Source organism: Pseudomonas sp. TE3786, from assembly GCF_054057335.1.
In genome coordinates, this window is the sequence record NZ_JBSRZF010000029.1 from 17,472 (window position 1) to 32,984 (window position 15,513).

General features: G+C 58.6%; 14 protein-coding genes. 10 read left to right on the plus strand and 4 right to left on the minus strand.

The genetic code is table 11. The annotated features are described in order from the left end of the window. Nucleotides 1-359 precede the first annotated feature (359 nt). The gene (locus ACVW0Y_RS22545) at nt 360-1,493 is read right to left on the minus strand and encodes an aminotransferase class V-fold PLP-dependent enzyme (protein WP_457441419.1); all 1,134 of its coding nucleotides are present in this window, start codon (nt 1,491-1,493) and stop codon (nt 360-362) included. 78 nt (nt 1,494-1,571) lie between these two features. Between ACVW0Y_RS22545 and ACVW0Y_RS22550 the strand changes: the two genes are divergently transcribed. The 3 genes from ACVW0Y_RS22550 to ACVW0Y_RS22560 all read left to right on the plus strand — a co-directional run bounded on the left by ACVW0Y_RS22550 (nt 1,572) and on the right by ACVW0Y_RS22560 (nt 4,210). Next, on the plus strand, nt 1,572-2,210 hold the full coding sequence (locus ACVW0Y_RS22550) for a TetR/AcrR family transcriptional regulator (protein WP_108097394.1): 639 nt from the start codon (nt 1,572-1,574) through the stop codon (nt 2,208-2,210). Between the two features lie 91 nt (nt 2,211-2,301). Continuing rightward, the gene (locus ACVW0Y_RS22555; protein WP_457441422.1) at nt 2,302-3,270 is read left to right on the plus strand and encodes a GTP 3',8-cyclase MoaA; all 969 of its coding nucleotides are present in this window, start codon (nt 2,302-2,304) and stop codon (nt 3,268-3,270) included. A 43-nt stretch (nt 3,271-3,313) separates the two neighbouring features. Beyond that, complete coding sequence (locus tag ACVW0Y_RS22560; RefSeq protein WP_457441424.1) at nt 3,314-4,210, plus strand: radical SAM protein; 897 nt, start codon at nt 3,314-3,316, stop codon at nt 4,208-4,210. A gap of 46 nt (nt 4,211-4,256) precedes the next feature. Here the strand turns inward: ACVW0Y_RS22560 and ACVW0Y_RS22565 are convergent, their stop codons facing one another. Beyond that, nucleotides 4,257-4,730: a MarR family winged helix-turn-helix transcriptional regulator gene (locus ACVW0Y_RS22565; RefSeq protein ID WP_457441426.1), complete on the minus strand. Its 474-nt coding sequence runs from the start codon at nt 4,728-4,730 to the stop codon at nt 4,257-4,259. 283 nt (nt 4,731-5,013) lie between these two features. Between ACVW0Y_RS22565 and ACVW0Y_RS22570 the strand changes: the two genes are divergently transcribed. The 3 genes from ACVW0Y_RS22570 (at nt 5,014) to ACVW0Y_RS22580 (ending at nt 9,506) form a co-directional block, all read left to right on the plus strand. Next, the gene (locus ACVW0Y_RS22570; RefSeq protein ID WP_457441428.1) at nt 5,014-5,967 is read left to right on the plus strand and encodes a PDR/VanB family oxidoreductase; all 954 of its coding nucleotides are present in this window, start codon (nt 5,014-5,016) and stop codon (nt 5,965-5,967) included. A gap of 51 nt (nt 5,968-6,018) precedes the next feature. Further along, entirely contained in the window at nt 6,019-7,098 is a 1,080-nt protein-coding gene (locus ACVW0Y_RS22575; protein WP_457441430.1) for a Rieske 2Fe-2S domain-containing protein, read from the plus strand. A 461-nt stretch (nt 7,099-7,559) separates the two neighbouring features. Beyond that, entirely contained in the window at nt 7,560-9,506 is a 1,947-nt protein-coding gene (locus tag ACVW0Y_RS22580) for a hypothetical protein (RefSeq protein ID WP_457441432.1), read from the plus strand. A gap of 114 nt (nt 9,507-9,620) precedes the next feature. Here ACVW0Y_RS22580 and ACVW0Y_RS22585 read toward each other — a convergent pair whose 3' ends face one another. Then, on the minus strand, nt 9,621-9,911 hold the full coding sequence (locus ACVW0Y_RS22585; RefSeq protein ID WP_457441434.1) for a DUF3077 domain-containing protein: 291 nt from the start codon (nt 9,909-9,911) through the stop codon (nt 9,621-9,623). 648 nt (nt 9,912-10,559) lie between these two features. On the opposite strand from ACVW0Y_RS22585, the gene ACVW0Y_RS22590 reads away from it, so the two are divergent. The 4 genes from ACVW0Y_RS22590 to ACVW0Y_RS22605 all read left to right on the plus strand — a co-directional run bounded on the left by ACVW0Y_RS22590 (nt 10,560) and on the right by ACVW0Y_RS22605 (nt 13,875). Continuing rightward, a complete protein-coding gene (locus ACVW0Y_RS22590) occupies nt 10,560-11,375 on the plus strand; it encodes a hypothetical protein (RefSeq protein WP_457441436.1) in 816 nt (271 codons plus the stop codon). A gap of 17 nt (nt 11,376-11,392) precedes the next feature. Next, entirely contained in the window at nt 11,393-12,601 is a 1,209-nt protein-coding gene (locus ACVW0Y_RS22595; protein WP_457441438.1) for a S41 family peptidase, read from the plus strand. A gap of 96 nt (nt 12,602-12,697) precedes the next feature. Continuing rightward, a complete protein-coding gene (locus ACVW0Y_RS22600) occupies nt 12,698-13,300 on the plus strand; it encodes a DUF4823 domain-containing protein (RefSeq protein WP_457441440.1) in 603 nt (200 codons plus the stop codon). Between the two features lie 11 nt (nt 13,301-13,311). Next, nucleotides 13,312-13,875, plus strand: a complete 564-nt coding sequence (locus ACVW0Y_RS22605) for a DUF1285 domain-containing protein (protein ID WP_457441442.1) — start codon at nt 13,312-13,314, stop codon at nt 13,873-13,875. Between the two features lie 126 nt (nt 13,876-14,001). Here ACVW0Y_RS22605 and ACVW0Y_RS22610 read toward each other — a convergent pair whose 3' ends face one another. Continuing rightward, on the minus strand, nt 14,002-15,348 hold the full coding sequence (locus ACVW0Y_RS22610; protein ID WP_457441444.1) for a hypothetical protein: 1,347 nt from the start codon (nt 15,346-15,348) through the stop codon (nt 14,002-14,004). Nucleotides 15,349-15,513 lie beyond the last annotated feature (165 nt).

Genomic DNA, 15,513 nt, shown 5'->3' on the forward strand with positions numbered 1-15,513 from the left:
CACGAACTTCGCTTCTAGAGCGTCGCGAGCGAAGGCCAGGCAAGGCGGAGGGCGGGCGAGAAAGCGGAGTTGGCATCAAGCCAATGAGTATTTCGACCCCTGCCTCCAACGCAGCATGGCCGAGCGCAGTAGCTATAAAAACGAAGGGGAAAAAAAACCCGGACTCTGGGGGAATGAATCCGGGTTAAGACCATTAGGAGTAAATCAAGGTACACAGTCCACGGTACCTTGGCCGGCGGGGCACTTGGGGGAGATGCCGCACGCCAGTACTCACCAGTATTGGTGAACTTTGCCGTTCTGCCAGTGCTGCCTGGCCGCTGCTTAAACGGATTTGGAATACTGGCGCAGCTCTTGAGTTCTCAGCCAGCAACGGCCTGCTGGAGCAGGGCCAGGGTTTCTTCGATTACCCGGGCTTCGGTATAGAAGTGCGGCGACAGGCGGATGCCTTTTCCCCGTGGAATGCACACCACGTTGTTGTCCTTCAGGCGTTGATACAGGGCCTGAGTATCCTGCCCGTCGATGCTGAAGGTGATGATCCCGGCGCGGCGACTTGGATTCAGCGGCGTATGCAGAGCCACGCCGGGGAGGGCGCTGAGGCCATCCTGCAGCCACTGCACGCGCTCTTCGATCAACTGTGCCACCTGCACCATGCCCACATCCTCCAACAGCGACAGGCTGGCCTCCAGCGCCATGGCACCGAGCATGTTCGGGCTGCCGCATTCGAAGCGGCGGGCGCTGCGTGCCGGTTCCCATTCAGTGCGGGTGTAATCGCCCATGCGCTCGAGCATATGCCAGCCGTACTCATGCAGTTTCAGCTGGTCGCGCAGCTCGGCGCGGCAATAGAACACGCCCAGACCTTCCGGCCCCAGCAGCCATTTATGGCCGTCGGCCATGGCGAAGTCGCACTGGTTGGCCTGCACATCGAAGGGCTGGGCACCCAGTTGCTGGATGGCGTCGACGCAGAACAGCACGCCACGCTGGCGGCAGCCCTGGCCGAGTTTGTTCAGGTCCAGGCGCAGGCCGCTGGCGAACTGCACGGCGCTGATCGCCATCAGGCGGGTGCGTGGTCCGCAGGCATTGAGCAGGTTCTGCTCCGGGTCTGGCCCGCTCAGACTGACCTGCACCACTTCCACACCCAGTGGTGCCAAGGCTTCCCAGACGATGCGGTTGGAGGGGAATTCTTCATCGCTGATGATGATCTGCTGGCCAGCTTGCCAGTCCAGGCCGAAGGCTACGAAGGACAGGGCTTCGGAGGTGTTTTTCACCAGCGCGATATCGTCGCTGGAGGGGGCATTGAGCAGGCGCATCAGACGCTCACGCAGGCGCTGCTCCACGTTCATCCAGTCCGCATAGTCGCGCGCGCCAAGCAAAACGTTCTGTTCGGCGAACTGCGCCACGGCCAGCGAGGCCCGTCGCGGCCAGGGTGCTACGGCGGCGTGATTGAGATAGCGCAGCGCGGGATCTTGCTTAAACTCGTCATGAAAGGCGTACATGGTCTGATGATCCGTGCAATTTGGCACTAAATAGGCATAATACGCGGCTTCGATTTTTGACCGCCGCAGTCTCTTCCTATGCAGAAAGAACCCCGAAAGATCCGTGAATTTCGCCGCCGCGAGCAAGAGATTCTCGATGTCGCGCTGAAACTCTTCCTTGAACAGGGTGAGGATAGCGTCACGGTCGAGATGATCGCCGACGCCGTAGGGATTGGCAAAGGCACTATCTACAAGCACTTCAAATCCAAGGCCGAGGTTTACCTGCGCCTGATGCTCGACTACGAGCGTGATCTGAACGAACTGCTGCATTCGGCCGACGTTGACCGCGACAAGGAAGCGCTGTCGCGGGCCTATTTCGAATTCCGTATGCGCGATCCGCAGCGCTACCGTTTGTTCGACCGCCTGGAAGAAAAGGTGGTGAAGGGCAATCAGGTACCGGAAATGGTCGAGCAACTGCACAAGATCCGTGCCTCCAACTTCGAGCGTCTGACCCTGCTGATCAAGGGCCGTATCGCCGAAGGCAAGCTTGAAGACGTGCCGCCATACTTCCACTACTGCGCCGCCTGGGCCCTGGTTCACGGCGCTGTAGCGCTGTACCACTCGCCGTTCTGGAGCAATGTGCTGGAAGATCAGGAAGGTTTCTTCCAGTTCCTCATGGATATTGGCGTGCGTATGGGCAACAAGCGCAAGCGTGACGGTGAGACGCCTGTAATTTGAGCCCATTCAGTCAGCCTATTTCCGCATGCAATCCATGCAGAGCCGCTGACTGCGGGCTTATACTCCGGCCTATCCACCGCCGGAGTCGCCCATGATCGTCGACCGTCAGGGCAGGCGTTTCCGCAATCTGCGTATCAGCCTGACCGCCGCCTGTAACTACGCCTGCACTTACTGCGTGCCGGACGGTAAACGTCTGGTGGCGGCGCAGGACGAGTTGTCGGCCGAGGCCCTGGTGCGCGGCGTCGCCTATCTGATCGAAGCCGCCGGCATCGAACAACTGCGCATCACCGGCGGTGAGCCGCTGGTCAGCCCCAAGCTCGAAGCCTTGCTACAAGGTGTAAGCACCCTGGGCTTGCGCGATATCAGCCTGACCACCAACGGCCAGTTGCTGGCGAAAAAACTGCCGCTGTTGCTAGATGCCGGCATCCGCCGCCTCAACGTTTCCCTGGACACCCTCGATGCCACGGCCTTTCGCCGTATCGCCCGTGGCGGCGATCTGGCGACGGTGTTGGACGGCCTGGAGCAGGCGCGTGCCGCGGGCATGAAAATCAAACTGAACATGGTGCCGCTGCGCGGGCAGAACATCGACCAGGTGCTGCCGCTGCTCGACTACTGCCTGGAACGCGGCTTCGAACTGCGCTTTATCGAGCTGATGCGCATGGGCCACCTGGCTCGCGATGGCAACAGCTTCCAGCAGCAGTTCATCAGCATGCCGGCGCTGCTGGAAATGATTGGCGAACACTACGAGTACCAACAGGCCGACGCGCCGCTGGATGCCACGGCGCTGCGCTATCAGATTCCTGGCAAAGGCTTTTTCGGCGTGATCGCCAATGAAAGCGTGCCGTTCTGCCGTACCTGCTCGCGCCTGCGACTGTCGTCCACCGGCTGGCTGCACGGCTGCCTGTCCTCCAGCAACCGCCACTATGTTGGCGATCTGCTGGAGAAACCCCGTCATCAAGCACTGCCGGCGCTGCAGGGGCTGTTGGTTAAGGCCCTGGGCGACAAGCAGGAAATCGCCTTTTCCGGCGGCGTTACCGTGATGAAAATCATCGGCGGCTAAGCCCGCCCGGTGTTTCCCAACCCCTATTCAAGAGTCGTCGTGCATGGGTGCTCAGTCATTCCCCATCAGCTATATCGAACCGGTGTTTCGCCCGCCGAGTGAAGCTCATTCGCTGATCCTGCCGGTCACTAATGGCTGCTCATGGAACCAGTGCGGCTTTTGCGAGATGTACACCGCCGAGCAGAAGAAATTCCGCGCCCGCGATGAAGCCGACGTGTTGGAAGAGATTCGCCGCTGTGGCGAGCAACTGATCGTCCAACGCGTATTCCTCGCGGACGGCGATGCGCTGGTGCTGCCGACACGGCGTCTGCTGAATATCCTCAGCGCCATTCGCCAGCACATGCCGGAAGTCGACCGGGTGTCGAGCTATTGCCTGCCGCGCAATCTGCGCAAGAAATCCGTCGACGAACTCAAGGAACTGGCCGATGCCGGCTTGAAAATGGCCTATGTCGGTGCCGAGTCGGGTGACGACGAAGTGCTGGCCCGGGTCAACAAAGGCGAGACCTTCGAGTCCACCTTGAGCGCGCTGGATAAGCTGGGGCAGGCGGGCATCACCCGTTCGGTGATGGTCCTCAACGGCTTGGGCGGTACCACCCTGAGCGAACAGCATGCGGACAACTCCGCACGGCTGATGAACGCCGCGCAGCCAGAGTTTCTCTCCACCCTGGTGGTCAGCTTTCCCCAGGGTGAAGCGCGTTTTCGCGAGGGTTTTGCTGACTATCAGCCGCTCACTCAGCAGCAGCTGTTTGTCGAAGTCGAGCGCCTGTTGCAGGGGCTGGAGCTCAACAACACGGTATTTCGCAGCGACCACGCCTCCAACTACCTGGTGCTCAAAGGCACCCTTGGTGCCGACAAGGCACGCTTGCTGGCGCAGGTACGCCAAGCGATCGAGCAACCGCAGCAGGCGCATTTGCGCCAGGAGTGGCAGCGCGGGTTGTAGGCGGGCCGCTGGCGAGGCAGAGCCCATCCTTCCAGTTTCGTCAGCCTTACGCAGAAGCCGGCGGGTCATACTCGTTGACGTAGCCCACCGTGGTCTGCAGCCGGCCAAGCAGGTTCACCAGCGTATCGACCTCCTCTGGCGAGAAATCGCTTAGCAAACGTCGCTCCCTTTCCAACGCCACCTTGAGCACCCGGTCATGCAACGCCTTGCCCTCGGGCGTCAGGCTGACCGCGTAGCGGCGGCCATCTTTGCTATCGACTTGACCTGAAATTCGACCCGCCGCTTCCAGCAGCTGCAGCGAGCGGCTGACCGCGCTTTTGTCCAGGCCTATCACTTGGCAGATGCGATTGGCGGTGATGTGGTCTTCCACGGCAAGCAGGGCGATCAGCCGCCACTCCACCACACCAATGCCGAAATGCTTGCGGTAGCTGATCGAAGCGCCGGTGGCCAGTTTGTTGGCCAGGAAGGTCAGCATGGCGGGAACGTAGCGGTTCAGGTCGAGCTTTTCGGTATCCGACATAAAACGAGCCTTGAAAGTGAGATAAACGGCATAGGTAAACTAGTTGACACCGCAACTAAATGATTGGATTCTACTCCCAGCCGCGCAGTGCGTGGGCTGCTCGCATCATAGGCGACAGCCGCTCCCACAAAAATAAATAACAGGTAGCTCCCATGAACCGTTTCGCCTTCACCTGTCGTTCGCGACGCCTTCCAGCCGTTACCAGCCCTCCATAAAGCGAGCGCCCAAGCTCCGCTATTTCCTTTCGCTTTTTTGCAGCCACTTTGGTGTGGAGGGTCGTTTTATGCTCCAGGTTTTAGTCAATCGCAAAGCGCTCGTGGCCGACGGCATTTGCAGTTTCGAATTGCGTCTGGCCAATGGTGAGCCGCTGCCGGCCTTCACCGCGGGTGCCCACGTCGATGTGCATCTGCCATCGGGCGTGGTTCGCCAGTACTCGTTGTGCAATCCACCCGAGGAGCGTCATCGCTATCTGATCGGCGTATTGAACGACCCACTGTCCCGTGGCGGTTCCCAGGCCATGCACGAGCAGGTGGAGCAGGGCCAGACGCTGCAGATCAGTGCGCCACGCAATCTGTTTCCGCTGGCTGCGCAAGCCAAGCGGCACCTGCTGATTGCCGGCGGCATTGGCATTACGCCGATGCTGGCGATGGCCTTTGAGCTTGAGCGCCAGGGTGCCGACTTCGAGCTGCATTACTGCTTTCGCTCCCGCGACCGCGCGGCGTTTCTCGATTCACTGGAAAACGCGAGCTTTGCCCAGCGGGTGACGTTGCACGATGACAGCAGCGCAGAGCCCTCGAACCTCGACGCCAGCGCCTTGCTGCAACGCCCCGAAGCCGGTCGACATATCTACGTGTGCGGGCCTGGCGGCTTTATGGACTACATCCTCAGCACCGCCGCAGCGGCTGGCTGGCCAGAGGAACAAGTGCATAGAGAGTTCTTTGCTGCGGCACCTATCGATCACGACGGGGACCAGGCCTTCGAAGTGGAGCTCGTGCGCTCCGGCAAGGTCTTGCAGATTCCCGCAGACCGCTCGGTGTTCGAGGTGCTGGATGAAGCCGGTATCGAGATTGAAACCTCCTGCGAGCAGGGCATCTGTGGTTCGTGCATCACCCGCGTGCTGAGCGGCACGCCGGATCATCGCGACCAGTTTATGACTGACGCCGAGCACGGCCGCAACGATCAATTCACCCCCTGTTGCTCACGTGCCAAGACGCCACGCCTGGTCCTGGACCTGTGAACTCGCACCTCTGAATCAGCCCTGACCCCACTCGATTACGGGAGAACAAACATGACTGTCTCTGGCAGCGAATCCCTTGCTTATGAAGTACCCGCAGCGGCACCAGTGCCCAGCTTTCCGCTGGATCAGTGGTACGTCGCCGCCCTGGCCTGGCAGCTCACTGACAAGCCCGTCGGCCGCACCTTGCTGAACAAACCGGTGGTGCTGTTCCGCACCCCGGACGGCGAGGTTGCCGCCCTCGAAGACCGTTGCTGTCACCGCGCACTGCCGCTTTCCCACGGCACCCTGGATGAACGCGGCCTGCGTTGTGGTTACCACGGGCTGCTGTTCAATGGTGACGGCAAATGCATTGAAATTCCGGGGCAGGACAAGATCCCCAGCAAGGCCAAGGTGCCGGCGTATCACGTAAAAGAGCGTGATCAGATTGTGTGGATCTGGTTCGGCAGCAGCGAGCACCCCGAGCCGACCTGCGAGCCACCGGCGTATGACGTGCACAGCAGCGGCAAGTACATTTTCGATGGCGATGTGTACCACTACGACGCGCCGTACCAGCTTATCCACGACAACCTGATGGACTTGAGCCACCTCGGCTATGTGCACCTGCGCACCATCGGCGGCAATGCCAGCATCCATATGAATGCCGAGATGAAGGTCGAGAGCGACGAGCGCACGGTGACCGTTACCCGCTATATGCCGGGCTCGGTTCCGCCACCCACCTATGTGGCCGCTTACCCGTTCAAAGAGCGCGTTGATCGTTGGCAGGAAATCGAGTTTCACGTCAGCCATCTGCGTATCTGGACCGGCGCGGTAGACGCCAATACCGACTCGATGACCGACCCCGAGCGCGGTGGTTTCCATATGCGCGGCTTCCATGGCGTAACCCCGGAAACCGAAACCACCAGCCATTACTTCTGGACCATCGCCACCAACCCGCAAAGTGATCACCAGGCGATAAAAGCCAAGGTGGTTGAACAGACGGCGCTGACCTTCGATGAAGACAAAGTGGTCATCGAGGCCCAGTACCAGAACATGTGCCGCTTCGGTACGCCGCCGATGATCGATATCCATGTGGATGTCGGTGCCAACCGCGCGCGCAAGATCATTGAGCAACTGCGCCACGCGGCCCGTTGAGTGCCCGGCAGCCCGGGCCGGGCTGCTTGCTTTTATCCGGCAAAGGTCGCTGACCATAAGGAGATTGTGTATGTCTGGTAATCGTGGCGTGGTTTATCGCGGCGACTGGCAACGCCGAAGGCGACAATAAACTTCGGATCAACTCCTTTGCCGGCCAAGCCCGATAAGTTCATATATCCGCCAATCAAATAAAAAATATACAGCCGCTATCAGCATCAGACTGATGGGGGGCTTTATATGTCTTGAAGTTGCACGCTGAAAAGGGCGAGCGACACCTTTGTTTTTATCTGCCGGATTTTAATCATTCGCTGCGGCGATACCTTGCAGAGTTAAAAACGATTGGTCCGTTTTGCTGGTTTTTGTTCAATTTCCCTATTCCAACGCCGTTCGCCTTGCCGAGGTTGGAATGTATTGCTGAAGGATATCCAGCGAAAATAAATCTAATTAAATGGATGCGCGAAATGAACACTCATTCAACCACCAAGGCCCTGGCCGGGATATGGGCGCTGGCAGCGTTAGTTGCCAACCCGGCAATTGCAAACACAGTAGCGGAAAAGCAAAAAGATCCGCTTCCCGACTTCGGCCCGAATGTCACTATTTTCCAGCCCAGCACACCGCTGGCGCAGATAAACCAGACCCTGCAGCGTTTTTCCGAAGAAACCGAATTCAGCACCAACCGCCATGCCGTGTTCTTTATGCCGGGCACTTACGGCAGCGACGCGGGCAAAGATGATCCGGCTACTGCGACCGGTATCGTCAACGCCGAGGTTGGCTATTACACCGCCATCTATGGCCTGGGCCGCTCGCCGGAAGAAGTCCGCATCAATGGCGCGCTGCATGTTGAACCCGTGCAGTACAACCCGGCCGGCAACCCCCAGGACGATAACCTCGAGTCCAACTCGCTCACCCAGTTCTGGCGCTCGTTAACCAACCTCACCATCAACCCCATCCAGCGCCCGGTGGGCAAAGACGCCGAGCGTCCTTACCCGGAAGGGGTGGCCGCGCCTTATACCCTGCGTTGGGCGGTTTCCCAGGCTGCACCGCTGCGCCGGGTCAATGTGCTCGGCAATCTGCAACTCAGCGGGCAATACGGCGCCTATGCCTTTGGCACCTATATGGCCAACAGTCGGGTGCGAGGTTCGGTTATCAGCGGTGATGGCAAGGTGCAGAAAGCCCAAGCCCACTGGTATACCCGTAACAGCGCCATCGGTTATTGGGATGGGCGCGCGGTGAACTATATGTTTTCCGGCGTGGATGGCGCGCCGGTCACCGACTTCGACCCAGGCAGCATCACCAGCTTGCCGACTACACCGGCGTCCCGCGAGGCACCGTTTATCTATGTCGATAGTAAAAGCAACTTCAACGTCTTTGTGCCCCACGCGAAAAGCCACACTTCAGGCTTTGATTGGTCGGTGTCATCCCGCGAGGGTCGGCAACTTCCGCTGCAAACTTTTTATATCGCCAAACCGAGCGATTCCGCCGCCACTATCAACCATCAGCTGCGTGCCGGTAAAAACATCGTCTTGACGCCCGGCATTTATATGCTCAGTGAAGCGCTGAAAGTCACTCGGCCAGACACCGTTATATTGGGCCTGGGCTTTCCCTCATTGGTTGCCGCCAATGGCACTGCCGCGATTGAAGTGGCCAATATCACCGGCGTGATGCTTTCCGGTCTGTTGCTTGAGGCGGGGCCTATCAATTCGAACGTTCTTCTGAAAATAGGCGAGAAGGGCAGTTATGCGGGCGAGCCCCATGACCCCACCACGGTCAGTGATGTATTTGTCCGCATCGGTGGCCCATTACTGGGTCGGGCTACAACCAGCGTCGAGGTCAATAACCACAACGTGATCCTCGACCACACCTGGCTGTGGCGCGCGGACCATGGCACCGGTGCAGGTTGGGACTCGAACAAGGCCGATCATGGCCTGGTGGTCAACGGCGATGACGTCAATGCCCTGGGCTTGTTTGTCGAGCACTACCAGAAAAACCAGGTTATCTGGAATGGTGAACGCGGCAGAACCCTGTTTTACCAGAGTGAACTGCCTTACGACCCACCCAGCCAGGCGGCCTGGAAAAATGGCAGCAAGGACGGCTTTGCCTCCTACGTGGTGGGCAAGGATGTGAAGGCCCATGAAGCGGCGGGGTTGGCGATTTACTCGCTGTTTGTGATGGGGCAGAACGTGCATGCCTCCAGCGCCATTGAGGCACCCGCCACGCGCGGTATACGCCTTGAATCCATCAGCAGTTCGGTGATCGCCGGGGATGGCGGCATTTGGCATGTGGTCAATGATCAGGGGCCGGCTGCCTTAGCGAATCAGCCGAATTCTGAGGTGTATCGCATGACCTCGGTGATTCGGCTTGGGGAGTTTCCGATTGCCACGCCGCGCAAGCGAGATCGCCGCAACTAACCAGCCGAAGTGCCCGCCATTGGCGCTGGTGCAACGGCGTGCGCTAACCAGAGGCACCGCGATACGCCGCTATCGCGGTGGCCCCCTGCAGAGAGCCACCGCTTCTTTCAGCCCTTAGGCGGCGGCTTTCTCATACGCACACACACCCTCGAAACCCGACCCCACCAGCGCGCGGGTGAGGTCGTTGAGGTATTGCAGCGTAGTGGTCTGAATATCCTTGCCACGGGGTTCGCGGCTCAGAATCAGTTGCTCCATACAACCCAGCAGAGTGAACGCCTGCTCCAGCGCCAACTCCACCGGCACGCCAGCACGCACACACAGCAGCGCCTGGCCTTCGGTTTTCAGACAGGTTTTTTCAACGGTGACAATCAGATTGCCAGGGGTAGAAGCGGTTGGGTTTTCCATAACGTCAGCTCCAAAAGTGAAGGAACTGCCACGGGTGCCCAAAGGCGATGGAAGGTGGCAGCTGTACGCGGGTTGAACGACCGATCCCTAACTAGCTCGGCACACCCGAAGGTGTCCCACGTACAGCCGCCATAACTGCAAACCCGGGCGTTACTCGCGCCTGGGCTTTATGGCGGGATACAGCTAGGGAATCGGACGTTCAAATCCGGCCACTGGACATCCAGTGACGGAGCAGATGGTAGGCGCGGTGCAAAGGCCAAATCTGGCGGCTCTGGCCGAGGAGGCCGTAGGTTCGATAACCGCGATGGGCGTGCCGATTCGGCAAAAAAGCGGTTTGCTCGGCCAAGGCCATAAGCGAGGTTAGATACAGCTGCTTGCAAAACTGGCCGCTCGGTTAAGTTTGCCGGTTAACGCCCGGTTTGAGTGGCTAGCCCAGTAACGTCAGGGGGGAAGGTTAGTGGCCCGTTTGCGCCGGGCACCGACGGCCAAGAAAAACTGTACGGCTTATTGATAAATGCGCCGATTAACCCATCCGCTTATAGAAAAAAATGTCCCCGCTGCCTCTTGTGATGCACGCGCCATAACCGGATGTTGTGGCCAAATTTGCCTTGCATAACGGACTGCGTTTAACCAGCTAAGGGAGCGGCTGTGATCAATCCAATACTGCGCAACTTCATTTTTATCTCCCTCTGCATCGCGCTATCAGCCCGCATTCAAGCCGATGAATCCTCCAATTGGTGGGCCGCCTCGCAAGCGGTCTGGGCGGTTCCGTGCATGGATGGTTTGGCCCTGCGCGATACCCCAAAGTGCGTCAATACGGCGCTACAAGCCTCCTGCAAAGAAATCAAAAACGAAGCGGCCCGTGCGCAGTGTTATGACCAGATGCGCCCAACACGCCGCGCAGGCGCCAACAAGCGCCAGCCGAAGATTGAAGATGCGCGCCTGGCCAACGTGCTGGCACCTAAAACGACGGAGCTTGTTGTGGGTGCCCAGCCGTATAGCGTCGAATTGCTGCTGGCGGATAACCGTGCCGAACGGCTAGAAATCCCGCCAGACCTCCTAGCCCAAGGCCCCAACGCCCAGCTACGCGCCAACGACAAAGCCGGCAGCGGATTTACCAAGGCCGTCGGTGATTTCGATGGCGATGACAAGGCAGACTCCGCGGTGCTGAAGCTGGAAAAGGCGGGGAGTGGCAGATTCCAGTTGGTTGTCGCCTTGAGTGGCGAGGGCGGCAGGGAACGGGTGCTGAAGGCTGGAAATAATATCCAGGCGGTGGGCATCCGCACGCTGAAGCCCGGTAGTTACACGTCTGCGTGTAGCAAAGGTTATGGCCCTGCGACCAGCACCTGCACTCCGGAGGTAAAGATGGCGAAAGAGGGGATTTCGCTATTTACGTTCGAATCGGCGGCCAGCCTTTTTTATCTGGAAGACGGCAGGTTTAAAGAGATTTCACTGGCTGACTAATTGGGGCTTTCAAGGGCATGAGCAATGTTTTATCCGGCGTGCAACGAGCGCATTTTTCCGCCAGGGTTTATGCGGCAATAGACCAGTATTTCGCCCACTGGGAAAACGTATCGAGGTCGCAGTTTGAAGCGTGCTTTCAAAGGCACTTGGAAGAATCCGTCGATAACGATTCAAGAGTGAGCTATGCCCAATCGCTGATGCGCCTGGCCGCCAGCCTCAATAATGCCCATACCTTTTATTTTGACAAATACCTGCATGAGCGTTGGGGGCACCCGCTAGGCTTCAGTCTTTATCGAGTAGAGCAAGCCTGGATTGTGGTGAGCTCTGGGCGCGCACAGTTGCCGGTAGGTAGCCAGGTTATTGCAGTGAACGGCCAAGACATCGGTGCGTTTTACGCAGAGTTGAGTTTGATGATCTCTGCCAGTTGCGAGGACAGCAGGGCGACCCGCTTCAGTAAATCTGCCGTGCTATGGCCCGAGAAGTTCACCCTTGCCTTTAGCGACGGCGCTACGGTGTTTATCGACAGAGGCGAGCCCGTGGTAAGTCTCGATGAATCGCTGCCGGTTGAAGCAACGCTGGCACCGCTCTATTTCAAGCTCAAGTCGTTTTCACGTCCTGAGTTCGAAGCGGCGGCGATTCAGTTCTTTCGCGAAAACGCCGCCGCGCCGTCCATTATTCTGGACCTGCGTGGCAACAGCGGCGGGCAAACGCCGGTGCAGCTTATCGGTACCTTAACGGCGAAATGGTATTGGCCGAAAATCGCTGAGCGCCTGCATCGCAGTGGCAAAGTCGCCGAGTTCTCGACGGCCACTATTACCCACGACCAGGCAATGCTTTCGCGCTTTGAGCAGGCGCAAACTGCGATGTGCTTCACCAGTCCGGTGTTGAAGGTGGCTACGCCTTTGTTTACCGGGAATCTGATCGTGTTGATCAATAGAGACTGCGCCTCTGCGTGTGAGAATTTTATTTTGGCGCTGAAACAGCGGCCTCGTACGTTTCTGGTTGGCGAGCGGACCTTTGGCAGTTCGGGGCAACCGTATATGGTTTCGTTAAATGCCGAGATGGTGTTTGCCGTCGGGGCCAGGCGCGAATATCTGGAAGACGGTCGGTCGCTGGAAGGATCTGGGATTGACCCTGATATCCACCTTCCACTTGAGCCTGAAGACTTACGGCGTGGCCATGACGCGGCGTTGCAGCGTGCTATTGATTTAGTCAAAAGCCTCTAGAGTTAGAGTCTGAAGGGTGTGTAGGAATATGGCGCGGAAGCTGCAAGCCCCCGCGTTATTCGCCGGTTTTCCGTCACCGGCATGCGGAGACTTACCATGCGTAGCCTGATTGTGCTGCTGACGTTGCTGGCCCTGGGGGGCTGCATGAAGGTCAGCGATATGACCGATGGCACCCTTGATCAATTGAGTGATGCCGGTCTGCTGGACCATAGCGATATCCGTCGCTCCAGCCCGTGGCGCCTGCAGCCGGACTCCTTTATCTATATCGCCCAGGGCCATTTTGTGCCGCCGGGCGGCCATTACCCGCGACCCAATGTGGTGGCGGAGCAGGCGTTCGATGGCTTTGTCGAATACTTCCCGATGGTCCGTCGCGCCAAGGCACCCGCGGGGCTGGATGAGTCGCTGAGCCAGGCCCGCGCGGCCGGGGCCAATTACTTGTTGTATACGCGTTTTGCCGGGGCCGATGACCGCATTGGCACAGTGGAAGAGTGGGAAGATCAGGAAGCCCTGGACCGCCTGGGCGTTGACCACAGCGTGATTCAGGTGATGCTGATCGAGACCAACACCCGCTACCTGGTGGATACTGTGCGCATCCGTAGCCGTGGCGGTTTTCTGACGCTATACGACACTAAGCCCGACGACCTGCTCGGGCCGCCCATGCGCGAGTACGCACGGCGTCTGCTGGGCTTGAACGAATAAGAGGAGAGGGCATGACTGATCCAGGCAAGGCCGGCGATCTGCTCGGGCAGATTCCCAAAAGCAAAGGCTTGCCGCCTGTGCATCTGTGGAACCCGGATTTCTGCGGCGATATCGACATGCGTATCGCCCGTGATGGCACCTGGTACTACCTGGGCACGCCGATTGGCCGCAAACCCATGGTGCGGCTGTTCTCCACCATCATGCGCCGCGACGGCGATGACTATTTTCTGATTACCCCGGTGGAGAAGGTTGGTATCACGGTCGACGATGCGCCCTTTGTGGCGGTCAGTGTTGAGGTTGAAGGGGAAGGTGAGGCGCAGCTGCTGCGTTTTACCACCAACGTTGAGGATGTCAGCGAGGCGGGGCCGGAGCATCCGCTGCGCTTTGTCATCGACCCGGATACCCAGGAACCGTCGCCCTATGTGCACATCCGCAGCAACCTCGAGGCACTGATTCACCGCAATGTGTTTTACCAATTGGTGCAATTGGCGGTGTCCCGCGAGATTGATGGGCAGAGCTGGTTGGGGTTGTGGAGCGGGGGTGAGTTTTTTCCGATTGCGCCGCAGCCGGATTAGCCCGCGAAACACGCAGCATCGGCAAGGCTGGCTTCGAGAGGGGCGGGCATCACCTCAGTCGGGCCAGCTAACGGCGCAGTGGAATACCCACTGCGCCTTCTTGTGTGAAGCGAAGATAGCCAGCAGTTACAGTTGCGGGTACTTCAGCGTACGGGTGGGCAGGTCGGTGCCCAGGTAAGTCCAGTCCGCATTGCTGGTTTTATTGGTCGGGAAATAACCGTAGGTGCCAGCTGATTTCAGGCGGAAGTATTCAACGTCGTGGGTAAACGGGTTGTCGTACACATAGAGGTCTCCCGGCGTGGCACTACTGTCGCTATTACCCCAGGTTTTGAAGTCGGTGGTGGCCTGTTCCATATCAGGCAGTGTAGTGCCCAGGTATTCCCAGTAGCTGTTGTCTTTCTGGTTGATGGGGAAGTACCCGTAGCGCTGGTCTGCCCCAAGGTGCACCAGGCGGAAGAACTCCATCTTGCTGGTGAACGGGTTGTCGTAGACGTAGATCTGCCCGATCTTCCCGCTTTGATTGTTCTCACCCCAGTTACCCACACCCAGCACCTTTTGGCTGAGCAGTATGGCGTCCTGGCGTAGGCCCTGTTCCTCCAGGGTATTCACTACCCATGGCCAGTAATGACTGAGGCGTACATGGGCCCAACCGCCGAATTGCGTGCCGACCAGACGCAAATCGCCATTAGGTTTACGAAGGAACAGGCCACCGCCATCGTCATTCGTTACCGGCGAATCCATCGTGAAGCGTGCGTTGGGCAAGCCCGCCGTATAGATAACGGCGTCGTCCGCATCTTGGTCGGTGAAGTTCGGGCCGCCTAGCGAGTAGAAATAGCCAATGCTGCCAGTCAGGTAGTCGGGCTCCAGCTGCCGATATCGGCTCGCCGAACGGTAGATCAGCGGCGGGCCGTCCGGGACGGCGTCACCGTTGTCGGGGGCACCGCGGTAATTGGTCCAATCCAGGTAGGCATCTACCACGCGCATTTGGCGGTTGGATTTATCGCCAGAAATAATGTTTAGCGAATCTCGGGTGTAGAACACCAACTGCGCACCTTGGGTCAGTTCGTCGTTGCCATCGACCAATTCTTTCTTTTGTTCGAGATAGCTGGCGACAGGTGCGGTCTGGATGGCCGCGTCTCCACCAAATTTAGCGTCGGTAATAAAGATGCTGACATTGCCCAGCACGTTCTTGACGACGGGATATGAGATTGCTCTGCCGGTATACTGTTGCCCGGTTTTGCGATGGAAGTAAACGGGGGCGCCGTTATTACACTCTGCGCTGGTGATTACGACCCGTGGCGTGATCAGCACGCCAGAGCAGTTGTATTCATTGCCCACCGCCCAATCCGGTACCTGGTCGCCCACCAATAGCTTGCCGTTATAGGCCGCCTGGGCATTCGGCATTAACGCCAGACCGGCGCTACAGGCCAGGGCCAGTAGGGTGAGACGTGAAGATGCGAACTGTGTGTTCATGGCGAATATTCCTCTATAAAAAGGTTGGCCAGCCAGGCAGCAACGCTACTTGGCTAGTACGGCCAGCTTCCAACGAGGAACAAACGCAATCAGCAGGCTGCCTCCCAGAGGCAGGGGAAACACGTCTTTTCGTGTAAGGGATTTATTCGGCAAAGGGGAAGCATT